Source organism: Bradyrhizobium embrapense, assembly GCF_001189235.2.
GTDB classification, from domain to species: Bacteria; Pseudomonadota; Alphaproteobacteria; order Rhizobiales; family Xanthobacteraceae; genus Bradyrhizobium; species Bradyrhizobium embrapense.
Genome location: NZ_LFIP02000004.1, coordinates 514368 through 536641 on the forward strand (window position 1 = coordinate 514368; position 22274 = coordinate 536641).

Annotated in this window: 19 protein-coding genes; 8 read left to right on the forward strand and 11 right to left on the reverse strand. The window is 65.4% G+C overall.

Annotated features, from left to right (window positions below; genetic code table 11):
* Nucleotides 1–21: 21 nt before the first annotated feature.
* Entirely contained in the window at nucleotides 22–1110 is a 1089-nt protein-coding gene (locus tag AKN83_RS21270; RefSeq protein WP_050404829.1) for a lytic transglycosylase domain-containing protein, read from the reverse strand.
* Nucleotides 1111–1231: 121 nt separating this feature from the next.
* Between AKN83_RS21270 and AKN83_RS21275 the strand changes: the two genes are divergently transcribed.
* Nucleotides 1232–2161, forward strand: a complete 930-nt coding sequence (locus tag AKN83_RS21275) for a glycine/sarcosine/betaine reductase selenoprotein B family protein (RefSeq protein WP_050404828.1) — start codon at nucleotides 1232–1234, stop codon at nucleotides 2159–2161.
* A gap of 139 nt (nucleotides 2162–2300) precedes the next feature.
* On the opposite strand, the gene AKN83_RS21280 is transcribed toward AKN83_RS21275, so the two are convergent.
* Nucleotides 2301–3290 carry a bile acid:sodium symporter family protein gene (locus tag AKN83_RS21280; RefSeq protein ID WP_430641569.1) on the reverse strand — a complete coding sequence of 330 codons (990 nt, stop codon included), beginning with the start codon at nucleotides 3288–3290 and terminating at the stop codon, nucleotides 2301–2303.
* A gap of 120 nt (nucleotides 3291–3410) precedes the next feature.
* On the opposite strand from AKN83_RS21280, the gene AKN83_RS21285 reads away from it, so the two are divergent.
* Nucleotides 3411–4262, forward strand: a complete 852-nt coding sequence (locus AKN83_RS21285; RefSeq protein ID WP_050404827.1) for a LysR family transcriptional regulator — start codon at nucleotides 3411–3413, stop codon at nucleotides 4260–4262.
* Between the two features lie 205 nt (nucleotides 4263–4467).
* Here AKN83_RS21285 and AKN83_RS21290 read toward each other — a convergent pair whose 3' ends face one another.
* Together AKN83_RS21290 and AKN83_RS21295 are read right to left on the reverse strand one after the other, a co-directional pair.
* Nucleotides 4468–5520, reverse strand: coding sequence for a phenylacetaldoxime dehydratase family protein (locus AKN83_RS21290; protein ID WP_050404826.1), 1053 nt, complete (start codon nucleotides 5518–5520; stop codon nucleotides 4468–4470).
* 35 nt (nucleotides 5521–5555) lie between these two features.
* Complete coding sequence (locus AKN83_RS21295; protein WP_050404825.1) at nucleotides 5556–6563, reverse strand: carbon-nitrogen hydrolase family protein; 1008 nt, start codon at nucleotides 6561–6563, stop codon at nucleotides 5556–5558.
* Nucleotides 6564–6784: 221 nt separating this feature from the next.
* Between AKN83_RS21295 and AKN83_RS21300 the strand changes: the two genes are divergently transcribed.
* The 3 genes from AKN83_RS21300 to AKN83_RS21310 all read left to right on the forward strand — a co-directional run bounded on the left by AKN83_RS21300 (nucleotide 6785) and on the right by AKN83_RS21310 (nucleotide 9799).
* Nucleotides 6785–7741 carry an AraC-like ligand-binding domain-containing protein gene (locus AKN83_RS21300; RefSeq protein WP_050404824.1) on the forward strand — a complete coding sequence of 319 codons (957 nt, stop codon included), beginning with the start codon at nucleotides 6785–6787 and terminating at the stop codon, nucleotides 7739–7741.
* A gap of 151 nt (nucleotides 7742–7892) precedes the next feature.
* A complete protein-coding gene (locus AKN83_RS21305) occupies nucleotides 7893–8246 on the forward strand; it encodes a PilZ domain-containing protein (RefSeq protein ID WP_050404823.1) in 354 nt (117 codons plus the stop codon).
* A 131-nt stretch (nucleotides 8247–8377) separates the two neighbouring features.
* Nucleotides 8378–9799: an MFS transporter gene (locus tag AKN83_RS21310; protein ID WP_063695450.1), complete on the forward strand. Its 1422-nt coding sequence runs from the start codon at nucleotides 8378–8380 to the stop codon at nucleotides 9797–9799.
* 90 nt (nucleotides 9800–9889) lie between these two features.
* Here the strand turns inward: AKN83_RS21310 and clpA are convergent, their stop codons facing one another.
* On the reverse strand, nucleotides 9890–12298 hold the full coding sequence (gene clpA / locus AKN83_RS21315; protein WP_050399772.1) for an ATP-dependent Clp protease ATP-binding subunit ClpA: 2409 nt from the start codon (nucleotides 12296–12298) through the stop codon (nucleotides 9890–9892).
* A gap of 259 nt (nucleotides 12299–12557) precedes the next feature.
* Entirely contained in the window at nucleotides 12558–12890 is a 333-nt protein-coding gene (gene clpS, locus AKN83_RS21320; protein ID WP_050399822.1) for an ATP-dependent Clp protease adapter ClpS, read from the reverse strand.
* Nucleotides 12891–13398: 508 nt separating this feature from the next.
* On the opposite strand from clpS, the gene AKN83_RS21325 reads away from it, so the two are divergent.
* Nucleotides 13399–15288 carry a TadE/TadG family type IV pilus assembly protein gene (locus AKN83_RS21325; RefSeq protein ID WP_050399773.1) on the forward strand — a complete coding sequence of 630 codons (1890 nt, stop codon included), beginning with the start codon at nucleotides 13399–13401 and terminating at the stop codon, nucleotides 15286–15288.
* A 74-nt stretch (nucleotides 15289–15362) separates the two neighbouring features.
* On the opposite strand, the gene AKN83_RS21330 is transcribed toward AKN83_RS21325, so the two are convergent.
* The gene (locus AKN83_RS21330) at nucleotides 15363–15701 is read right to left on the reverse strand and encodes a phasin family protein (RefSeq protein ID WP_050399774.1); all 339 of its coding nucleotides are present in this window, start codon (nucleotides 15699–15701) and stop codon (nucleotides 15363–15365) included.
* A 423-nt stretch (nucleotides 15702–16124) separates the two neighbouring features.
* On the opposite strand from AKN83_RS21330, the gene AKN83_RS21335 reads away from it, so the two are divergent.
* Nucleotides 16125–17918, forward strand: coding sequence for a D-alanyl-D-alanine carboxypeptidase (locus AKN83_RS21335; protein ID WP_050399775.1), 1794 nt, complete (start codon nucleotides 16125–16127; stop codon nucleotides 17916–17918).
* 235 nt (nucleotides 17919–18153) lie between these two features.
* Here the strand turns inward: AKN83_RS21335 and AKN83_RS21340 are convergent, their stop codons facing one another.
* Complete coding sequence (locus AKN83_RS21340; RefSeq protein ID WP_050399776.1) at nucleotides 18154–18873, reverse strand: DnaJ domain-containing protein; 720 nt, start codon at nucleotides 18871–18873, stop codon at nucleotides 18154–18156.
* 129 nt (nucleotides 18874–19002) lie between these two features.
* Here AKN83_RS21340 and AKN83_RS21345 point away from each other — a divergent pair, with 129 nt between their 5' ends.
* On the forward strand, nucleotides 19003–19410 hold the full coding sequence (locus tag AKN83_RS21345) for a DUF302 domain-containing protein (protein ID WP_050399777.1): 408 nt from the start codon (nucleotides 19003–19005) through the stop codon (nucleotides 19408–19410).
* 12 nt (nucleotides 19411–19422) lie between these two features.
* Here AKN83_RS21345 and AKN83_RS21350 read toward each other — a convergent pair whose 3' ends face one another.
* The 3 genes from AKN83_RS21350 to AKN83_RS21360 form a co-directional block, all read right to left on the reverse strand.
* On the reverse strand, nucleotides 19423–20163 hold the full coding sequence (locus AKN83_RS21350; RefSeq protein ID WP_050399778.1) for a vWA domain-containing protein: 741 nt from the start codon (nucleotides 20161–20163) through the stop codon (nucleotides 19423–19425).
* Nucleotides 20164–20261: 98 nt separating this feature from the next.
* Nucleotides 20262–21203 (reverse strand): alpha/beta hydrolase family protein, encoded by a 942-nt coding sequence (locus tag AKN83_RS21355; RefSeq protein ID WP_050399779.1) that lies wholly within the window; start codon nucleotides 21201–21203, stop codon nucleotides 20262–20264.
* 330 nt (nucleotides 21204–21533) lie between these two features.
* Nucleotides 21534–22274 carry a helix-turn-helix transcriptional regulator gene (locus tag AKN83_RS21360; protein ID WP_050399780.1) on the reverse strand — a complete coding sequence of 247 codons (741 nt, stop codon included), beginning with the start codon at nucleotides 22272–22274 and terminating at the stop codon, nucleotides 21534–21536.

Below are 22274 nucleotides of genomic sequence, written 5' to 3' on the forward strand. Positions count from 1 at the left end.
CGAGCTACGGGAGCTACGTCATCACGCCCGGTTCTTCAGCACGAAGCACGCGCCGCCAGCCTTGCGGATGCGGTTGCACAGGCCGTCGGCCTCGGGGCGCGTGTCGGCGCCGATGCGTACCTGGTAGAAGGTCGCGCTGCCGCGGGTGCGCAGCCGCGAGCTCAAAAGGCTCGGATCCTGATCGCCGATCACGCTCGACAGCCGCTTGATGGCGCGGGCATACATCGCGAGCGCCTTGTCGCGGCTGAACCCGGCGGCGAGCTGCACGCCCCAGACCTTCGCCGCCGACAGCGTGATGTGCTGCTCGAGACCCGCGACGAACGGATTGGGCGCGCGCTTCAGCAATGCCATCAGCTCGCGGCAGCTCTTGGCCGGCGGACGCTCCGGCATCTTGCCGTTGTTGCGGGCCGCAGCGGCCCAGTCCTCGACGCTGGAGCCGGTGATCGCCGAGACGTAATTGCGCGTCTCCTGCGGCATGTAGCCGGTGCCGGCGAGCCAGTCCTGGATCCGGCGCGGGCCGGCGTTATAGGCCGCGGCAGCGAGGCCGAGATTGCCGAACTGGTTGCGCAGCTCGCTGAGGAATTCGGCCGACTTCGGCAGCGCCTGGACGGGATTGAAGGGATCGAGCAGCCCGCGCTCGTTGGCGGTGCCCGGCATGAACTGCGCGATGCCCTGCGCCCGCTGGCCGCTCCGCGTCACGGGACCGACCGCGTCGGCCTGGAAGCGGCTCTCCTGCCAGATCACCCGCGCGAAGAACTCCAGCGGCAGGTCGTTGGCCCGCGCCGCCGACTCGATCATCAGGCACATCGCCTCGCGGGTGTCGCTCTCGCGCGCGTCGTCTGCGGGTTTCTCGGTCGTTGCCGCAGGTTTCTCGGCAGGCGTCGCCGGCATGTCCGCGGGGGGTGCAGGTTTTTCAGCCGATGGCGCAGCCTGCTCACCCGGCGCTGGCGCATGCTGGTCTACCGGCGCAGCCGCGGGTTTCTCGGCGGGCGCTGCGGGCTTGTCCGCAGGCGGCGTTGCGGGCTGCTCGGCGCTTGCTGGCGGCGCCGGAGCGGAGGCAGGCGCGTCCTCCGCGCCGACACCGGCCGGCGGCACCAGCAACACAAGCATGACCCATGCGGCGCAAAGACCTGTTCGCATCGCAAATCTGTTCCCGCGCAACGCGGCTTGACACCGCAAGCTCGTGGTCTAGCTATGGACTGAAATGATGGCGCACAAAAGGGAGCGCAAAATGGCAGCAAGCCCCGACGATCAATCCGGCTTTGCCCCCGACGACGACGCCCCGATCGGCTACATGAAGCGGACCCGCGATTATTACGCGGCAATCGGCTACACCACCCCCTACCGCTGGGCGCACTACACCGCCGCCCCGTTCCAGCCGCTGCAGAAGCCGGTGAGCCAGTCCCGCGTCGCCATCATCACGACGGCGGCACCGTTCGATCCCGCCAAGGGCGACCAGGGCCCCGGCGCGAAATACAATGGCGGAGCGAAATTCTATTCGGTCTACGACGGCGACACGTCGCAGCCACAGGACTTGCGGATCTCGCACATCGCCTATGACCGCACCCACACCGCGGCCACCGACAGCGGCACCTGGTTCCCGCTGGCGCAGCTCAAGCGCCTCGCCGCGGCCGGCACGATCGGCGAAGTCGCACCGCGCTTCTTCGGCGCCCCCACCAACCGCAGCCACCGCGTCACCATCGAGACCGATGCGCCTGATATCCTCAGGCGCTGCCGGGACGACAAGGTCGACGCCGCGGTGCTGGTGCCGAACTGCCCGGTCTGCCACCAGACCGTCAGCCTCGTGGCGCGGCATCTCGAAGCCAGCGGGATCCCGACCGTCGTGATGGGCTGCGCCAAGGATATCGTCGAGCACGCCGCGGTGCCGCGCTTCCTGTTCTCCGACTTCCCGCTCGGCAACTCCGCCGGCAAACCGCATGACGTGGCCTCGCAGGCCTTCACGCTGGAGCTGGCGCTGCGCGTGCTGGAGTCTGCCCCCGGTCCGCAGACCACGGTGCAATCGCCGCTCCGCTGGAGCGAGGACGCGTCCTGGAAGCGCGACTACAGCAACGCCGATGCGCTGAGCACCGAAGAGCTGGCGCGCCTCCGCCGCGAGTTCGACGCGCAGAAGGAAATCGCGAAGGGCTTGCGCGTCGCGTAAAGCCTACCCCACTCGAGCTCTCATCGCCCGGCCTCGACCGGGCGATCCAGTATTCCAGAGACGTCAATGAATCACGGAGAAGCCGCGGCGTACTGGGTCCCCCGGACAAGCCGGGGGACGACGAGCGGAGGCGAACTGCCTACGCATGCGCCGGGGCGGCACTATGTGACGCCGTGTCCTCGCTGCCCGCATAGTGGCGCGCCAGCGCGGCGCAGGTCATCAGCTGGATCTGGTGAAACAGCATGAGCGGCAGCACGATCAGGCCGACTGACTGTCCGGCGAGAAGCACGCTCGCCATCGGCAATCCGCTGGCAAGGCTCTTCTTCGAGCCGCAGAACATGATGGCGATGCGATCGGCGCGCGAGAAGCCGAGCAGCTTACTGCCGAAATTGGTGACCAGCAGCACGGTTGCCAGCAGCAGCGCATCGAGGCCGATCACGATCGCCATCTGCGTTGCGTTGACCTGGTGCCAGATGCCGTGGCTGACGCCGTCGCTGAACGCGGTATAGACGATCAACAGGATCGAGCCGCGGTCGACGACGCCGAGCATCGCATGGTGCCTGGCGACAAAGCCGCCGATCAGCGGCCGCGACAATTGCCCGGCCACGAACGGCAGCAGCAGTTGCACGACGATGTCGAGCGCAGCATTGCCCGAGAACCCGCCATGGCTGGAGAGCAGCACGCCCGCCAGCAGCGGCGTCGCGACGATGCCGAGCAGATTGGAGGCGGTCGCCGAACACAGCGCCGCCGACACATTGCCGTGCGCGATCGAGGTGAAGGCGACCGAGGACTGCACCGTCGACGGCAGGATGCAGATTAGGATCACGCCCGCCCACAGCGCCGGGGTCAGCAGATGCGGCGCCAACGCATGCGCGGCGAGCCCGAGCAGCGGGAACAGGGCGAAGGTCGAGAGGAAGATCACGAGGTGCAGCCGCCAGTGCCGGGCGCCGACCAGTGCCTCCGTCGTCGACAGCCGGGCGCCGTGCAGGAAGAAAAGCAGCGCGATCGCCACCTCGGTGGCATAGCCGCCGATCACCGTGCCCTGCCCGTGCAGCGGCAGCAGCGTGGCGAGACCAACCATGCCGACGATGGCGGCGATGTAGGGGTCGACGGGCACGAGCGAACGCAAGCGGCTGATGGTCATGGCGGCTTCCTTTCCTTGAGCGGAAAATGGCTCTCCCCGCGCCGATTGTGAACCGCGCTTACCGATGTTATTGTCATTACGCTATGTAATGACTGTTTGGCCGCCATGCTCGACCCGACCCAGCTCGAAACCTTCCTGACCGTGGTGCAGACCCAGAACTTCACCGAGGCCGGCCGCCGGCTCGGCCTGAAGCAGTCGACGGTCAGCCAGCACATCCGCAAACTCGAGGCCGCCGCCGGGCGCCGCCTGTTCGTGCGCGACACCCATTCGGTGGTACTGACCGCCGACGGCGAGGCGATGACGGGCTTTGCGCGGCCGATCCTCGAGGCCAATGCGCGCGCCCGCGATTACTTCGCGGGGTCGCAGGTGCGCGGCAAAGTCCGGTTCGGCGCCGCGGAGGATTTTGCCAGCTCCCGGCTGCCCGATCTGCTGCGCGACTTCGTCCGCCGCCACCCGCAGGTCGATCTCGAGCTCACGGTCGGCCTCAGTGCCGTGCTGTACCAGCAGCTCGACGCCGGCGAGCTCGACCTCGTGCTCGGCAAGCGCCGGCCCGGCGACGCGCTGGGGCAGCTGGTGTGGCAGGATAGGCTGGTATGGACCGGCGCGCCCGGCATGCGGTTCGATCCCGAGCAGCCCTTGCCGCTGATCCTCTACGCGCCGCCGAGCGTCAGCCGCAGCGTGGTGCTGGAGGCGATGGAGCGGTTCGGACGACCCTGGCGCATCGTCTGCTCCAGCGGCAGCCTCAGCGGCCTGCGCGCTGCGGCGCTGGCCGGTCTCGGCATCACCCCGCAGGCGCAGGGCCTGATCCCGGACGGACTGGAGGCTTTGCCCGGAGCGGGCCTGCCTCCGCTGGGCAACGTCGAATTCGTGGTCCGCACCGCGCGCCGGACCAAACGCGGCCCGGCCGTCGAACTGGCGCAAGCGATCACGGAACGCGGCGGCCGGCTGCGGCCATAGAAATACAGAGGAAGTGAAGCTACATCCTCGTCCACGCCGTCGTCGAGCCGCACGCATAATTTCGGATTAATAGAACTCTACCCCTGAGTTGCCCGACGAGTCAAGCCGCCGTGTCCGCCGGCAGCCGCCGGCAGCCGCCGGCTACTTTGCATGGGGTTGTTTTCGATATTTTGGCAGCGCCCCTGCTCGGACCAAGCTGCCCGCGTCAGGCGGATGGCGCCCCCGCGAGTTGCACCGCGCCCAGCATGCCGGTCCGCTCGTGGCAGCCGAGATATTCGAAGAACTGCTCGTCGGCAGCTGCGACCGTGACCTCGTGATACAGCCTGAGCTTCGCCGCTGGCCCCAAGGTCGACAGATACTTCATCGCCGCGCCGAAGATCCGGACATGGGTCGGATGCGACTCCGCCCAGCGCTCCAGCGCAGCGAGGCTCTTCCACCAGCTCTGGCCGTAGGACTTCTCGGTCGACCGTCCCTCCGCATCGACCACGCGCATGTAGCGGTTGGCGTAGCAGCCGATCGGCACGCCGTCGTCGCGCAGAAAGTCCATGCCCTCGCGCAGCACCGGCTCGACATCGTCGAGATACATCTTGCGCTCCGACGCCTCGGTGTCGCTCCAGTCCTGGCCGGAGCGGATCAGGCAGAGATTGTCATGCGCGACCACGCGGATGCGCGCACCGTCGCGGATCGCGCGTGGTTCGCCGCCGGGCGTCATCGCGTCGGTCTGCGACAGCGGGATGCGGTCGCGCATGCCACCCCAGTAAGCATGCTCCTGCACCTCGCCGCTCATGCCGTCGGCAAGGACCGCGACGCCCTCGGGGCGGCCGAGCGACGAGAACAGCGTCTCGTAGCGCGCAACATGCGGCCGCAGCACCTCGATGAAGCGGCCGACGCCATCGCCGGCACCGCTGCCGGTCCAGGCCTCGCGCGCACCTTCGAACCAGGCGTCGAACCTCCCGGCATCGTCCCAATAGGCGACCGAGACCACGTTGGTGTAGCCGGCCTGGTCGACATATTGCGCGCGGTCCCAATGCGTCGGGCCGTTGTCGCCGGCAAAGCGCTTTGCGATCGACGCCAGCGCCTCAGTCACCGCGGCGGTCGGCTCGCCACGATATTGCACGCCGAAATAGGCCATGATGACGCGTGCGACCGCGGGCTTGTGGCGCGCGACGAAGGACGGATACGGCGGCGCGTAATCGTCCGGGACGCGACGATGACGCGAGCGGGCAGTCTGCAGATGAGATGGAATAGCGGATTCCATGGCAGTCGCCTCCGGTTGGATGTTGCCCTGATGCGTCAGCTCGCGGCCGCGTCGATCTCTTCGATGTCGAGCGGCAGCGCGAAATGCTCGACCCGCTTCGAGGGCTTCTTGTTCAGCAGCAGCCGCGTGACGTCGGGCCGCGAGTAGTGCCCGGCCGGGTCGGCGGCGTTCTTGGCGACCCCGATCGCGCCGAGATCGATATCGGCGAGCAGCAGGCCCTCCTGGTCGGGCGGCAGCTTCTCGGCGATCATGCTGCCGTCCGGCCCATAGATCGCGGCGTGGCCGCCGCCGACGTGCAGCAGCGCGTGCTTGTCGTCGCGATCGCACATCTCGTCGATCATCGCCTGCGAGACCGTCGCGCACGGCGCCAGCACGAAGCAGGAGCCCTCGACGGCATAGACCCGCGAGGCCGCGTTGTTGACCTCCCAGCCGAGCGCCGGCGCAAACGGATCGTACAGCGAGAAGCTCGGCCAGGCCGCGACGTGGACCTGCTCGTTCTGGGCGTACATCGCGTATTTCGACAGCGGCTGCAGATGCTCCCAGCAGCACAGCGCGCCAAGCCGGCCGATGCCGGGGCGGTCGTGCACCGCAAGGTCGCTGCCGTCGCCCTCGCCATAGACGGTACGCTCGGCATGGGTCGGCCGCAGCTTGCGCCGTTTTGCAATCGTCTCGCCGTCAGGGCCGATCAGCCATTGCGCGAGATAGAGGCTGCCGCCGTCGCGCTCGGACAGGCCGAGCACTGCGGTCATGCCGGCCTTCTTCACGGCGAGCCGCAGCTTCTCCGCCTGCGGGCTGTCGTAGCTCAGCGAGTTGTCGAAATAGCGCTGCACGAAGCCGCGTCCGATCGCCCAGGCCGGCGAGTCCAGCCAGATGTACCAGGGATAGCCGGGGATGAACGCCTCGGGGAACGCGATCAGTTTGGCACCCTTGGCGGCGGCCTCCTCGATCAACGCAATGCTCTTGGCGATGGAGGCGTCGAGGTCGAGCCACGCAGGCGCCGCCTGCACCACCGCAACGCGATATTTCGGATGTTCGATGCCCATGATGTCCTCCTCGCAGGCAGCCGCTCGGGCCGGTTCGTGCTTGATCGGGCCTATTGATAAGTCCTGGCGGCCTCTGACATCATGCTGCCCCGGGACCGGGAACGCCGTTCGACCAGAACGGAAGGAAAATTCGACTGCGGAGGAGATTCCCCCAGCCGTCCCCGGTACGAAGCTTGCTTTGTTTGCGTGGCCAGCGTTTGCACTCGTGAAGGGAGGAAATCATGCCGGCCCTGTTCACCACGGAAGCCGCGCCCACGCATCGGCGCCTCGCGCTCTGGCGCGACATCGTCTGCGACGTGTTCGTGCAACTCGACTGCAAGTCCGATCTCGGCACCGCCTTCCACGGCGCCATCACCAGCGCGCAGCTCGGCGCGGTGAAATGCTCCGTCGTCTCGTCGGGCCGGCAGCGCGTGCTGCGCACCCCGTCGCGGATCGCGCGCACCAGCGAGGATTTCGTGCTGTTCGCGCTCGGCCAAAGCGGCACGGGCGGCGTGGTGCAGGACGGCCGCGAGACCGTCATCCGGCCGGGCGAGTTTGCGTTCTATGACACCACGCGCCCGTATGAGCTGCGTTTCAACGACGATTTCACGCAAACCATCTTCCAAGTGCCGCGCGCGATGCTGCACCGGCGCTTTGCCGGCACCCAGGGCCTGACCGCGACAACGTTCACATCGGATCGCCCGGTGCAGCGGCTCGCCTGGCAGTTCATCTCAGGACTCTCCGAGATCGCCGACAGGCTCGATCCCGACAATGCGATCCGCCTCGCCGATCAGGCCGCCGACCTGCTGGCGATGGCGATCAGCGAGCGGCTCGGTGGCGCTGCGCTACCGGCCTCGACGCATCGCTCCGCTCTGCTCTACCGGCTGAAAGCGCATGTGCTCGCGCATCTGCCGAACCCCGAGCTCAACCTCACCGATACCGCCGCGGCGCTCGGCATCTCGCCGCGCTACGTCAACAGCCTTTTGGCCGACGAGGACACTTCGTTCCAGCGCTTCGTGCTCGCAGAGCGGCTGGAGCGCTGCAAGCGCGATCTCGCCTCGCCGGCCCACGCGCATCGCCACATCGGCGAGATTGCGTTCGCCTGGGGCTTTAACGATCTCTCGCATTTCGGCCGCGTGTTCCGCGAGCATTACGGCCTGTCGCCGCGCGATTGGCGGCAAAGCCGGGTTCCGAACTGACTTCTCGGGTGGTTTGCGGCGCAAAATAGCCGGGAATCCGGACCTTCACAGATGCAAACAATTTACACTAACTGCAACGGGTTCCGTTGGTACCCTTCTTTTCGCGGGTCCGGACCGGTACAGTCGTGCCGTTGATTTAGGAGGATTTCCCATGCAGGACCGGCGCCAGAGCCCACGTGACAAGGTGTTTTACGGTGCGGTTGCGGAGATCAATGCGCGCGGCTCGACGATGGATTGCGTGGTCCGCAACATCAGCGAGGGCGGTGCCTGCGTCGAATTCGGCGACGCCGCACGCTTGCCCGAAGAGATCAATCTCAGCGTCGCGCGCAAGGGACGCACGTTCCTGGCGCGCATGATCTGGCGCCAGGCCAACAAGGTCGGCCTCGCGTTCCGGATCATGACCTCGGACACCCCGGTCAGCGATCTCGACGAGCGGGTCCGCCGCAGCGAGATGAAGAAGCGGCAGCTGCAGCGGCGGATCAAGGAACTGCTCGGCCAGGGCTGAGCGTCCTCTCGCAGCTTCCCGGCGGCGTTTGGATCGCGGGCGACATCTGTCATTTCGGGGGTTGCAAAGGCCAGGTTAATCCAGCATCCGGGTAAGCCCGCCATTGCTGGAACCGAAGGCTATTTCACGACATGTCGTCCGCGATATCAGAGCATCCCGACGGGCTGCCGCAGCCGCAGCGCAATTGGGCCATTCTCACCATCGCGCTCGGCCTCGTGATGGCCGTCGTCGATGGCTCGATCGCGAACGTCGCGCTGCCGACCATCGCGCGGGATCTCAACGCCAGCCCCGCGTTTTCGATCTGGATCGTCAACGGCTATCAGCTGGCGATCACGATCTCGCTCTTGCCGCTCGCCTCGCTCGGCGAGATCATCGGCTATCGCCGCGTCTATCTGGCGGGGCTGTTGCTTTTCACGCTGGCCTCGCTGTTCTGCGCGCTGTCGCACACGCTGCCGCTGCTGACGGTCGCCCGCATCCTGCAGGGGTTCGGCGCCGCCGGAATCCTCAGCGTCAATACGGCGCTGGTCCGCTTCATCTATCCGCATTCGCAGCTTGGCCGCGGCATCGGCATCAACGCGCTGGTGGTCGCGATCTCGGCCGCGGTTGGCCCCACGATCGCCTCGTTCATCCTGGCGGTCGGGACCTGGCCATATCTGTTCGCCATCAACGTCCCGCTCGGCATCGTCACGCTGGCGCTGGGCTGGCGCTTCCTGCCGCACACCAGGCCCGCGGTTCACGCCTTCGACTGGCAGAGCGCAGCGATGAGCGCCATCGCGTTCGGGTTCGGCATCAGCGCGATCGACAGCGCCGGCCACGGCGAAGCGCTCTATCTCTGCGCCTTGGAGTTCGCGATTGCCGCAGTCGCCTCGCATCTCTTGTACCGGCGGCAGCAGCATCTGCCCTCGCCGCTGCTGCCGGTCGACCTGTTACGGATTCCGATCTTCGCGCTGTCGATCGGCACCTCGATCGCCTCGTTCTGCGGCCAGATGCTGGCCTTCGTCGCGATGCCGTTCTATCTCGAGAACCATTTCGGATATTCGGCGGTGCAGATCGGCCTGTTGATCACGCCGTGGCCGATCGCGGTCGCCTTCGCCGCGCCGATCGCGGGCTGGCTGGTCGAGCGCTACCCGGCCGGCCTGCTCGGCGGCATCGGCCTGCTGCTGTTCGCATTGGGGCTGGGCACGCTGGCGTTCATGCCTGCCAATGCGACGCCGATCGACGTGATCTGGCGGATGGCGCTCGCCGGCGCCGGCTTCGGCCTGTTCCAGACCCCGAACAACCGCACCATGATCGCCGCCGCCCCGCGCGAACGTTCCGGCGGCGCCAGCGGCATGCTGGGCACCGCGCGCCTGCTCGGACAGACCATCGGCGCCGCGCTGGTCGCGATGCTGCTGGCGCGCTATCCTGCCGACGGCACGAGGATCTCGCTGATGGTCGGCGTCGGCTTTGCCATGGTGGCTGCCGTGCTCAGCACGCTGCGGCTGTCCTCGGCCGGCAGCCGCGGCGCCGACCAGGTGCGGGTCCATGAGGGCCAGCGGCTGAAGGGCGAGTGAGGCGGCGCGCACGCGACTTGCGACTCCAGCGGCACAAACAAAAAGGCCGGCTGTTCAGCCGGCCTTTTCATTTGGTTGTTCGCTCGCGCCTCAGGCCTTGACCATCGGCCCCTTCGAGGCCGGCCCCTTGGTGCCGCCTCCGCCGCCATTGTTGGGGCCACCCTTCGGCGGCTTGCGCTTGCGCGGCGGCAGGCTCTCGGGTTTCGGCGTGACCGGGCCCTCGACATATTCGAAGCCGATCTTGTCCTTGGCGGCCGCCTCGTCCTTGACGAGGACGACGCGAACGTGTCCGCCGCCCTTGAGGTGGCCGAACAGAACTTCATCCGCGAGCGGCTTCTTGATGTGCTCCTGGATGATCCGCGCCATCGGACGCGCGCCCATCTGCTCGTCATAGCCGTGCTCGATCAGCCAGGCCTTGGCGGGCTCCGACAACTCGATCGTGACGTCGCGGTCGGCGAGTTGGGCCTCGAGCTGCAGCACGAACTTCTCGACCACCATGCCGATCACCTCGGCATTGAGGTGTGCGAAGGAGACGATCGCATCCAGCCGGTTGCGGAACTCCGGCGCGAACTGCCGGTTGATCGCCTCGTGATCGTCGCCTTCTCGCTTCGAGCGGGTGAAGCCGAAGGCCTGCCGCGCGAGGTCAGCCGCGCCCGCATTGGTGGTCATGATCAGGATCACGTTGCGGAAGTTGACCTGCTTGCCGTTATGGTCGGTGAGCCGGCCATGGTCCATGATCTGCAGCAGCACGTTGTAGAGATCCGGATGCGCCTTCTCGATCTCGTCGAGCAGCACCACGCAATGTGGATGCTGGTCCACGCCATCGGTGAGCAGGCCGCCCTGGTCGAAGCCGACATAGCCGGGAGGTGCGCCGATCAGCCGCGACACGGTGTGCCGCTCCATGTATTCGGACATGTCGAAGCGCAGCAGCTCGACGCCCAGCGACGCCGCGAGCTGCTTGGCCACTTCGGTCTTGCCGACGCCGGTCGGCCCCGAGAACAGGTAGCTGCCGATCGGCTTCTCCGGCTCGCGCAAGCCGGCTCGCGCCAGCTTGATCGATGCCGCCAGCGACTCGATCGCCTTATCCTGACCGAACACCGTGCGCTTCAGGGTCTGCTCGAGATGCTTCAGCACCTCTGCATCGTCCTTCGACACGCTCTTCGGCGGGATCCGCGCCATGGTGGCGATCGTTGTCTCGATCTCCTTGATGCCGATCGTCTTCTTGCGCTTGCTCTCGGCGACCAGCATCTGCGCCGCGCCGGACTCGTCGATCACGTCGATCGCCTTGTCGGGCAACTTGCGGTCGTGGATGTAGCGCGAGGACAGCTGCACCGCCGCCTCGATCGCCTCATTGGTGTATTTCAGCCGATGGTAATCCTCGAAATAGGGCTTGAGGCCCTTGAGGATCGCGATCGCGTCTTCCACCGTCGGCTCGTTGACGTCGATCTTCTGGAAGCGCCGCACCAGCGCGCGGTCCTTCTCGAAGTGCTGACGATATTCCTTGTAGGTCGTCGAGCCCATGCAGCGGATCGTGCCCGAAGCCAGCGCAGGCTTCAGCAGGTTGGACGCATCCATCGCGCCGCCCGAGGTGGCGCCGGCGCCGATCACGGTATGGATCTCGTCGATGAACAGGATGGCGTTCGGATGCGCCTCCAGCTCCTTCAGGACCTGCTTGAGCCGCTCCTCGAAATCACCGCGGTAGCGGGTGCCCGCCAGCAGCGTGCCCATGTCGAGCGAGAACACGGTCGCGGCCGCCAGCACCTCAGGCACGTCGCTGTCGACGATGCGCTTGGCGAGGCCTTCGGCGATCGCGGTCTTGCCGACGCCGGCTTCGCCGACGAACAGCGGATTGTTCTTCTGGCGGCGGCACAGCACCTGGATCGCACGGTTGATCTCGGCATTGCGGCCGATCACCGGATCGATCTTGCCGTCGCGCGCCTTCTTGTTCAGGTTGACGCAATAGGTCTCGAGCGCCTCACCCTTCTTCTTGGCGTCCTCGTTGCCCTTGGTCTCGGTCTCCTCGTCGACGCCGCGCACCGGACGCGCCTCGGAAACGCCGGGCCGCTTGGCGATGCCGTGACTGATATAGTTGACGGCGTCGTAGCGCGTCATGTCCTGCTCCTGCAGGAAATACGCGGCGTGGCTCTCGCGCTCGGCGAAGATCGCGATCAGCACGTTCGCGCCGGTCACCTCCTCGCGACCGGACGACTGGACGTGAATCACCGCGCGCTGGATCACGCGCTGGAACCCGGCGGTCGGCTTCGCGTCGTCGGCGCCGTCAGTCACCAGGTTTTCGAATTCGGTCTCGAGATAATTGACGAGGCTGGTCCTCAGCTTGTCGAGATCGACGCTGCAGGCCCGCATTACCGCCGCCGCATCCGAGTCATCGATCAGCGACAGCAGAAGGTGTTCGAGCGTCGCGTATTGATGGTGACGCTCGTTCGCGATCGCCAATGCACGATGCAAGGATTGTTCTAGGCTTTGGGAAAAAGTAGGCATTCGCGTCCTCTATGGCCCCCGGCCATCATGATCGCCATTACCGGGTCAGGCAATAACAACCTTCGTGATCGCCATTGATATAGTTACGACGGATCGTGGCGAAAGACCGGTCCCGAGGTGATGGTTTTCTTCTAAAATTCAGGCGCCGGGACGTGGTCCGGCCGCGCCCCGTGATCATACGGGAACACCGTCCGCTGCCGTCAAAAACGCGATGCAAGACCCGTTCCGCTTCCCGCGGCAGGTCAATCGTTGCCGCGAACTATTTCTTTTCCATCACACATTGCAGCGGATGCTGATGCTTCCGCGCGAAGTCCATGACTTGCGTCACCTTGGTCTCGGCGATCTCATAGGTAAACACGCCGCACTCACCGATCCCGTGATGGTGGACGTGCAGCATGATCTTGGTCGCCGCCTCGGCGTCCTTGTTGAAGAATCGCTCCAGCACGTGAACCACGAACTCCATCGGCGTGTAGTCGTCGTTCAGGATCAGGACGCGATACAGGTTCGGGCGTTTGGTCTTCGGCTTGACCTTGGTGATGACCGAGGTCGACGGGCCGCCGCCCGCTCCATTGCGGTTATCGTCATTGCTCATTTTCGGCGCCGGCGCGGCGGACACCGCGGGCTTGGCCGAAACCGGCTCGGAGATCGGGACTGTCAACGTGTATCGCAGCATGGCTCAGGCGTTCGAATTCCCCAAGGAGACCGGCGGGAAACCGGTTGGCAATTGGAAGGTGGACGCGATTGCCGCAAGACTGATCGCGGAACCCCAGCAAGTACTTTCCGATTGCCGCTCCCGGTCCGATCCGGCGGCCGGATTGACCTCCCGAATATGGGCCTCACGACGCCCCGCCGCAAGCGCAGACCCGCCGCAGCCCACCGGTTCGTCTCCCGGCGCGGCAACCCCGCAAGGTTAATCTTTTCTGCCCGATTTGACAAAGGAGCAGGGCATCCGGTTTAGACGGCATTCAGGATGGCGCGTGCTTTTGCCCTGCTTTTGACCATCTGCGGGGGCCGCTCCATCAGGTTTCCCTAGGCCGATTCACCATCTGTTTAGCCACGCTGGTCGAGATGGCCGCGCAATCCATTTTGACGAGGGCGCCATGCTTGGCTCAGCCGTTTCCAATCGCATCCGCGCGGCCGTCCGCCGGTTTTCCAGGGCAACCGACGGCAATGTCGCGGTGATCTTCACCCTCGCCATCCTGCCGATCCTCGCCTTCGTGGGCGCTGCAATCGACTATACCCGCGCCAACAACGCCCGCACCGCGATGCAGGCGGCCCTCGATTCCACCGCGCTGATGCTGTCCAAGGATCTGACCATGGGCACCATCACGGCCGCGCAGATCCCGAGCAAGGCGCAGACCTATTTCAACAGTCTCTTCACCAACAAGGACGGCCAAGGCATTGCCATCTCGGCCACCTATACGACCCCGACCGCGAACACGGCGGCGACCATTCTCCTGAGCGGGTCCGGCTACATCAACACCTATTTCATGAAATTTGCTGATCTGTCCGGCGGCAATTTCCAGAAAATGAACTTCGGTACCTCGACCACCACCACCTGGGGCAACGTCAAGATGCGCGTCGCCCTCGCCCTCGATAACACGGGGTCGATGGCGGACAACGGCAAGATTACCGCGCTGCGCAACGCGGTGGCAGGATCCGGCGGCCTGATCGACCAGCTCAGCGCGCTGAGCAAGAACAACGGCGACGTCTACATCTCCGTCATCCCGTTCGCCAAGGTCGTCAATGTCGGCTCCAGCAACTATACCCAGAACTACATCGACTGGACCGACTGGCTCAATCCTCCGACCACGCAGCCCAACAACGGCAGCACCCAGGCAACCCTTCCCATGAACTGGCATGCGGTGGGACCGGGTGCACGATGCCCCTGGACCAACGGGAACGGCGGCTTCACCTGCACGAAGGGGCCGACCAATTCATCCAGCACGACCTACATCCCGTCGAGCGGGACCTATTCGGGCTACATCTGCCCGAGCGTCGATTACAATTCGCACACGAAATACAATGGCTGCTGGGTCAGCACGCAAGTCGGCACGGGCGTATTCTGCTCCGGCTCGAACTCGTGCTCCTGTCCCACGGACTCGACGGGCAACCCCGTCAGCGGCTGCAGCTGCGGCACCAAGAACGGCGTCTATCAGTGCACCGGCACGCTGTATACCCATGACTGGACACAGCCGGGCCCCAACGACACGGTCGACAACAAGAACCAGCCCCGGGTCACCGCCGTCGTCGGCTGGACCAACAACCAATGGACTGCGACCAACCAGACGCCGACCGTGGTGAACAACTGGCAGCAGCCCTCCACCAATCCCATCAGCACATGGACAGGCTGCATCACTGACCGCACGCAGCCAAACGATGCGACCGGCGTACTGCCGAACACATCCGACGTCACCACGATGTTCCCGGCCAACGAGTACTATGAAAACAGCACGGCCTATTGCAGCAGCAGCGCCTCGACGACGCTCGGGCCGATCATCCCCCTGAGCTACAATTGGAGCGCGCTCAAGACGGCGGTCAACGCAATGCAACCGACGGGCGGCACCGACCAGTCGGTCGGCCTCGCCTGGGCGTGGCAGTCCCTTCTGGTGGGCGGTCCGCTAAACGCGCCTGCCGAGGACGCCAACACCACCTACAACCGGGTCATCATCATACTTTCCGACGGTCTGAACACCGAGGACCGCTGGCCCGATTACGGCGACGGCAGTTCACAAGCCTCAGGCAATCCGATTGACGCCAGGCAGGCCCTGCAGTGCCAAAATCTGCAAGCCGCAAAGGATGCCAACGGCGCGCCGATGTACACGATCTACGCGATCCAGGTGAACACGAGCGGCGATCCGACCTCGACCGTGTTGAAGAACTGCGCCAGCAGCCCCGACAAGTTCTTCATGCTGACCAGTTCAACCCAGATCGTGACCACGTTCAACACGATCGGAACCGCTCTCAGCAAGCTGCGGCTGGCGAAATAACCGCCCGCTTCACGCGCAACAAAAAAGCCCGGCCAAAACGGCCGGGCTTTTGGTTTATCTTGGATCGGCGACGCTTACTGAGCGGCGGGCGCGAACTTGGAGACCAGGCCCTCATAGGGCTTGAAGGTCTGCTTGGCGCAGTCGCTGTAGAGGCCGGCGATCTTCTGCGATTCCGCGACGAAGGTCTCGTAGGACGAGCGCAAGAACTCGGTCTGGGCCTCGAGCGCCTTGTCCAACGACTTCACGCCCGACAGCTTCTCGACGAACGACTTGGTGTCCTCAAACGACTTCTTGGCGTAGTCGCCATAGGCGGTGGCGATCGCCTGAACGCCGCTCTGCAGGTTGTTCGCAGACGCAGTGACGGACTCGAAATGCTCTTTGCCGTAGTTCTGAATGTCTTCGATCTTGACCATGGATGGAATTCCTTTTCCCAGACTTGAAGGCGCAAATTCCCATTGCCGGGAAGCTCCCGGCCCCCAGACAACGATTGGAATATCGCATCGCACAATAAAGTCAACAAATATTGTGCGTCGCACAATGACATTTGCCCGAATCCTGAGCATTTGCCATAAACCTTGGGGAGCTACGCAACGGTTGCTTAATCTTTTGGAAACTCGGGCCGCCTAACCTGATTCCCGGACTTTGTTCGCCTTCCGACGGACAGCCTTGAAAGCTGTTTGTGAACAACACCTTAGCTAGAAGAGCGACCTGAGCCGCCATGAGGGCCGATGGTTCTGCCCGAAGTGGTCTGTTGCGCAGGCAAGGATCGACGGCCGCCGGGCACAATTTCGCCTCACGAGCCGGTGATCTAGATAGAAATTGGGACGGGGAAGTAGATGCTTCGAACAACCTTGGCCTCCTCGCGGGCGCTGCGAGTTGGCGTTCTTGGGCTCGTTACCGTCACGACGGCGATCCTGATCACCAGTGATAGCGCGGAGGCGCGCCGTCACCGGCGTCACACCGCACGTCACCACCACAGCGAGTCCGCGCGCGAAAGCTACAGCCCGCAATTCGCGTCGATCGTCGTCGACGGCAACAGCGGCTCGGTGCTGACGTCGAACAGTCCCGACGGCCTGCGGCACCCCGCCTCGCTCACCAAGATCATGACGCTCTATCTGCTGTTCGAGCGCCTCGATTCCGGAAAGATGAAGCTCGACACCGAGATGCCGGTCTCCGAGCACGCCTCCGAGCAGGACCCGACCAAGCTCGGCCTGCGGCCCGGCCAGACCATCAGGGTCGAAGACGCCATCAAGGGCCTCGTCACCCGCTCCGCCAATGACGCCGCGGTCGTGATCGCCGAGGCGATCGGCGGCAGCGAAGACGACTTCGCCCGGATGATGACCCGCAAGGCCCGCGCGCTCGGCATGAGCCGGACCACCTACCGCAACGCCTCCGGCCTGCCCAACGACGAGCAGATCACCACCGCGCGCGATCAGGCGACGCTCGGCCGCGCCATCCAGGATCGCTTCCCGCGTTACTATCGCTACTTCTCGACCACGGCGTTCAATTTCCGCGGCCACACCATCACCGGCCACAATCGCCTGCTCGGCAGCGTCGAGGGCGTCGACGGCATCAAGACCGGCTACACCCGCGCCTCCGGCTTCAACCTCGTCACCTCGATCCACCGCGGCAACCGCTTCCTGGTCGGCGTGGTGCTCGGCGGCCGCAGCGGCGGCTCGCGCGATGCCATCATGCGCAACCTGCTGGCCGAAAACATCGGCAAGGGCGCGACCACCCGCACTGCCGCCGCGATTACCGAGCGCAACCCGGCCGACGCCAATGTCGAGGTTGCCGATGCCGACAACGGCCGCAGCGCGGACACCGCGCCGGTCGCGGCCTCCGAGCCCGCTGCGGCAGCCGTCGCGGTGCAGTCGCCGCGCCCGGCGAGCAAGCCTTCGCTGATGGCGGCAGTCGCCGCCGCTCTGCCACCGCCCCCGGCGAAGCCTGAGCCGCAGGCCAAGCCCGAGCCGGCCCCGTTGACCTCAGGCGTGATCCAGACCCAGCCGATCACCGCGATCCCGGGCTCGGCCGAACCGATGAAACCGGTCAAGGTGAAGACCGTCCAGGTGAAGGCCGGCCAGGTCAGGCTTGCCGCCGCAGGCCCGGCACAGTCCGCGCCCCCGATCACCAGCACCATCCCGTCGCGCGGCGAAGTTCCCGAGACCTCCAATGCGATGATGGCACGGGCTGCCGAGACCTCGCGGCCCGAGATGCCGGCGCAGCCGGCCAATTTCGGCACCGGCAACGGCATCCTCGGCGTGCTGCCGGCCTCGGCCGTCCATGCACCGGCCGCCGCTCCGGCACCGCAGGCCGTGGCCTCGATCGAACCGACCCGCAGCCTGCAGGCCTCCCCGCAAACCAGCGTCGTCAAGCCAGGTGCCCCGCATTCCGGCTGGATCATCCAAGTTGGCGCGCTCGAGTCTGAAGGCGAGGCCAACAAGCGTATCGACCTTGCGCGCAGCTCGGCCCGCGGCCTGCTCAGCAAGGCTGACCCGTTCACCGAGGTGGTGGCCAAGGACAATCGCAAGCTCTACCGCGCCCGATTTGCCGGCCTCGAGCGCGATCAGGCGGAAGCTGCATGCAAGACGCTGAAGCGCGCCGAGATCTCCTGCATCACCGTTCGCAACTGATCGACGCGATCTCTTCATTGCAAAGGGCCGGCGCCGCAAGCGCCGGCCCTTTTGCTTGGCAGGCCGCCGACCGACCTTTCCGCGCGCGGCGCAACCATGAAACTTCTCGTCAAGATTTTACGGTTAAGTTTTCCCGAAAGAACGATCGGCCACGCCGGACAGCGGCGGGCCACGCGGGGCATCAATCAGAAACGGAAGGCAGCTCTCGGCTGTGGCGTCAGTAGCGTAGCCGGAGTTAGAGATGCGTGCGAAGCAGAGTATCCTTGGCCTCGTTCACACGGGCAGCGAGATACGTCGAGCCCCCCTGGTCGGGATGCAGTTTCTTCATCAGGGTGCGGTGAGCCCGGCCAATGTCGTCACGCGACGCTCCCGGCTGCAGGCCAAGGATCTGATAGGCCTCCTCGTTCGTCATTTTGCCACTCGCCGCCGCGCGGCCCTGCCCCCCTGTCCGATCGCCCTGCGCGTCCTGACGCCAGGCGGGAAAGCGGCGGTCCAGATAGCTTTCAAGTAGCGCTACGCTTTCGGCGTCGAAGCTCGGCACCATCGCCAGCAGCTGCGACAGGTCGAACTCGTCGAGCATGCGGCCGGCCTGCGGTCCCGCCACGATCTGGCCCTTGAGCACGCCGCTGTCGTGATCGAGGCTCATGTCGAGGTATTGCGAGCGCACCCGCGAGCTTTGTCCCTGATTGCGCGAGCCGCCGAACATGCCGCCGAAATTGGGAAGACCGGCGCTCCCGAACGGCGACCAGCCGAGCAGTCCGGCGCCGAAGATGCCGAGCGGGATTGCCACCGCCAGTTCGCCCCGCACCCCGGTAAAGGCCGCAACGGCAAGCGCAAGCACCCCGCCCCCGATCTTGATCGCACGCGCGAGCACGGCAGGATTGGCCGCACGAAACATCTGCAGCGCGGAATAGAGGACGACAACGGCGACGACGCCGGCGATCAGGGTTGGCATGCGCGGAATATAAGCGGCCCGGCGGCAAAAAGCATGCGAAGCTTCGTCTCACTGGAGCGTGAAGGCGCATTGCGTGGCGCCGCCCCCTGCGATTGAGTAGCCTGCGGCAATCGCGCTGGAGCAAGCTTAATGGCGATCGACGGACTGATCAGCCTTCGCAGCGATGCCGGGCCGAAGCAAACGGCCGACCGGCTCAAGGCCGAGCTGCAGGCGCGCGGTCTGACCTTGTTCGCGCAGATCGATCATGCGGCGGGCGCAGCTGGCGCCAGTCTTGCACTCCGTCCGACCGAACTGTTCGTGTTTGGCAACGCCAAGGGCGGCACGCCCTTGATGCAGGCTGCGCAGAGCATCGGGATCGATCTGCCGCTCAAGGCGCTGGTCTGGCAGGACGAAGCCGGCGCCTGCTGGTTCTCCTACAATGATCCGGCCTGGCTGACGGAACGGCACGGCGTCGCGGAGCCGACCCAACAGGTCACGGCCGGCATGTCGGCGCTGCTCGGCGCAATCGCCAAAGCCGTGACGTCGGGCGCAACCTGACCCGGCGGGGGCCTATTTCATCTGGCCGATCAGCCTCGCCGCGCCGCTCGCCGTCTTCGCCAGCTGCAGCAGCGCCTCGCGGCCGCCGGCAGCATAGGCCGCCGCGGCGCGCAGCAGTTCGCGGAGTTGTGCCGCCGCGCCGGGATCGAACCTGCACCATGCGCCGCCGGTCAGCCGCGCGATCTCGCGAAACGTCCGCTCTGCGGTTGCGTCCGCGCCCTCCTGGAACATGAAGACCGGCACCTTGAGCAGGCCGAGCTCACCGGCGCTTGCGCACAGCGCATCCGCGTTCTCCTCCATCGCGTCGCCCACGAACACCAGCGCGCGCACGCCTGCCGCAACCGCCTCGCGGCGGGTCTCCGACAACACCTTGCCGATCTGGGTATTGCCGCCCCGGCAATCGATCTTGCTCATCAACCGCGCGAGCTGCGCGCTGTCGGAGATCCAGCCCGACGCACGGCACTCGTTGAAGCCACGATAATAGACGAGGCGGATATCGAGGCTGCCGAGCGCGCCAGCCTCGCGGAACATGTCCGCTTGCAACGTGCACGCCATGTCCCATGTCGGCTGCCGGCTCATGGTGGCATCGAGCGCGAACACCAGCCGGCCGCGTGCGCCGGCGCGATGCGGCGACATCGCGCGCGCCTTGGCCACGAACGCGGCGATGTCATTGGCGCTCGATGCCGGTGCGCCAGGCGCATCGGCCGGGCGCACCTCGCTTCCCGATGTCGGTCTGATCGTCTTGCCAGCCATCAGCGCTTGCCTCGTACAGCAAACACTATGTGGGCCGCGGTATCGGATTGGTCAACGTGGCGCGCCCGCCGAGCCGGTTCGGATCCCGGGCAGCCCCTTCAGTTGGTGACCGACGGATCCTTCTTGGTCTCGGTCTTGGTCAGCGAGAGCGACTTCTTGACCTTCTCGCCAAAGGTCTGGGGCTTCTCGACCGGCACGTAGAGCGAGACGGGACCCGGCTCCAGAATCTTCGGCGGCGCATTCCTGGTGTCGACCGCCGCGACATCGCTGTCGGTGTCGGCCAGGAATTTATCGAGCATCGCCTGGATCGAGTCCTTGGCCTTCTCGGGTCCGGTGTCGCGCATGTCGTTGTGCTGGAAGTTGGTGTTCACGACAGTGATGCCGGCCTTCTCGCACTGCTCCTCGTCCGGCACGACGCCGGGATCGGGTTTGAACTGCTGATCGTGCGATCGGAACGAGAGGATCTTGAACTTGCCGTCGGTCATGAACGGAACGCGCAGATTGTCCAGCGTGACGACCTTCTTGATCTCGTCAGGATACTGCTTGGCGAAATACATCGCGATGTCGCCGCCATTGGAATGGCCGACCATTGTCAGCTTGCTGTAGTCCGCGTTCGGCTGACGCTTCTTCATCTCCTCGATCGCAAATTTGATGTTGGTGATGCCGCGCTGATACTGCGGCAGGCGCCCGACATAGAGCTCGCCGACCTTGGTCACCATCGGTCCGTCCGACGGCAGGTCGTTCTGAATGCTGATGGTCAGATAGCCGCGCGCCGCGAACACATTCGCGAGGAAGGAATATTCGGTAAATTTGACGGTATTGCCATGATTGAGGATCGCAACCGGGAGCTTGATCATGCCGGCGTCGGCCTGCATCTCCTTGTCGAAGCGCACGGCAACGTCGACCGCGACCGGCCGCTCATCGCGGGTCGGATCCTTGAACATGAGAGTTTCGTGACGGATCGCCCACTTGCTCGCGGTGAAATACGCACCCGTAATCACAACGGAGAGCGAAAGCAGAACGAGAATTCCACGCTTCATGACGTCCTCGAGGTGCCAGCCTTTACAGGGCGATTTTGGCGGAGGCTCTTCGGCCTCCTTTTGAGAATATATGTCACAGCGCCGTGACAGGAAGTCCAAATATTGTGGCTTCGGTGGCATAACGTTGTGCGTCGCACCTATACTTTGTGCAGTTGCACACGCCTTGCCGTGAGGGCTCGTGCTCTCCTCTCCCCTTTGACGCGAGTTCCCAAGGTTGCGTTCGAGCGTTGAATCGCCCTTGGATCGACGCTGGGGAGAAACTGGATTTCGGCTGCTTTGTTCCGGCTTTTTGGCCGTGGTGTGGCCAAAATCACCGGGAAACCACGGAATTCAGCCAATTTCCGTGTAGATAATCAGCTTCAGGCCGGGATCGTCGTTGGCCTGGAAGGTGGCGTATTCAAATGTCAGCCGGCCACGCTTGGGGTGGTTGAACTCCTTTCGGCCGGCGACGCTGACGCTGACGTCGTGGGTCCCCCACCAGCCGTCGAACTCCGGGCAGCCCCGCCGAAGCCGCGCCTGCAGATCGAGAAAGGCGGGGTCGCCGGCCCAGAGGTCGTGGGTCCGGCGGAACTGGGTCGCGATACGCCGCGCTTCCTCGGCCCAACTGGCGCCGAACAGCCGTCGGCTCCTGGAGTTGGTCAGCACACAGATCAACGTGTTCCGCTCGTTCTCCGGCAAGCGGCCGAAGGCGAAGACCTCCTCCGCGGCCTTGTTCCAGGCCAGCACGTTCCATCGCCGTCCCGTGACATAGGCCGGCTGGTTGAGGCTTTCGACGACCCGCCGGATCGCGGGCGGCACGGCCTCCAGGGCGAACGGCCGGCGGTCGCCGTCCTTCGCAAGCGCCCGCAGGTGCGTGTGCTCGGCCTTGCTGAGGCGCAGCGCCCGCGCCAGCGCGTCGATCGTGGTGGCGGACGGCCTGACCGAACGTCCCTGCTCGAGGCGGATGTACCAATCGACCCCGATACCGGCGAGTTCGGCCACCTCATCGCGGCGCAAACCGGGCGTGCGGCGCCGCCGCCCGGCCTGGGCGCCCGTGAGCTTGGGCGTCAGCTTCTGCCGCCGCGAGCGCAG

Excerpts from the sequence above, each read along its gene's own strand:
- AKN83_RS21325 (WP_050399773.1), top strand. The coding sequence starts at position 13,399 with ATGCTTGGCTCAGCCGTTTCCAATCGCATCCGCGCGGCCGTCCGCCGG.
- AKN83_RS21270 (WP_050404829.1), bottom strand. The coding sequence starts at position 1,110 with ATGCTTGTGTTGCTGGTGCCGCCGGCCGGTGTCGGCGCGGAGGACGCG.
- AKN83_RS21345 (WP_050399777.1), top strand. The coding sequence starts at position 19,003 with ATGGCGATCGACGGACTGATCAGCCTTCGCAGCGATGCCGGGCCGAAG.
- clpS (WP_050399822.1), bottom strand. The coding sequence starts at position 12,890 with ATGAGCAATGACGATAACCGCAATGGAGCGGGCGGCGGCCCGTCGACC.
- AKN83_RS21335 (WP_050399775.1), top strand. The coding sequence starts at position 16,125 with ATGCTTCGAACAACCTTGGCCTCCTCGCGGGCGCTGCGAGTTGGCGTT.
- AKN83_RS21300 (WP_050404824.1), top strand. The coding sequence starts at position 6,785 with ATGCCGGCCCTGTTCACCACGGAAGCCGCGCCCACGCATCGGCGCCTC.
- AKN83_RS21285 (WP_050404827.1), top strand. The coding sequence starts at position 3,411 with ATGCTCGACCCGACCCAGCTCGAAACCTTCCTGACCGTGGTGCAGACC.
- clpA (WP_050399772.1), bottom strand. The coding sequence starts at position 12,298 with ATGCCTACTTTTTCCCAAAGCCTAGAACAATCCTTGCATCGTGCATTG.
- AKN83_RS21310 (WP_063695450.1), top strand. The coding sequence starts at position 8,378 with ATGTCGTCCGCGATATCAGAGCATCCCGACGGGCTGCCGCAGCCGCAG.
- AKN83_RS21340 (WP_050399776.1), bottom strand. The coding sequence starts at position 18,873 with ATGCCAACCCTGATCGCCGGCGTCGTCGCCGTTGTCGTCCTCTATTCC.
- AKN83_RS21305 (WP_050404823.1), top strand. The coding sequence starts at position 7,893 with ATGCAGGACCGGCGCCAGAGCCCACGTGACAAGGTGTTTTACGGTGCG.
- AKN83_RS21275 (WP_050404828.1), top strand. The coding sequence starts at position 1,232 with ATGGCAGCAAGCCCCGACGATCAATCCGGCTTTGCCCCCGACGACGAC.
- AKN83_RS21290 (WP_050404826.1), bottom strand. The coding sequence starts at position 5,520 with ATGGAATCCGCTATTCCATCTCATCTGCAGACTGCCCGCTCGCGTCAT.
- AKN83_RS21355 (WP_050399779.1), bottom strand. The coding sequence starts at position 21,203 with ATGAAGCGTGGAATTCTCGTTCTGCTTTCGCTCTCCGTTGTGATTACG.
- AKN83_RS21295 (WP_050404825.1), bottom strand. The coding sequence starts at position 6,563 with ATGGGCATCGAACATCCGAAATATCGCGTTGCGGTGGTGCAGGCGGCG.
- AKN83_RS21350 (WP_050399778.1), bottom strand. The coding sequence starts at position 20,163 with ATGGCTGGCAAGACGATCAGACCGACATCGGGAAGCGAGGTGCGCCCG.
- AKN83_RS21330 (WP_050399774.1), bottom strand. The coding sequence starts at position 15,701 with ATGGTCAAGATCGAAGACATTCAGAACTACGGCAAAGAGCATTTCGAG.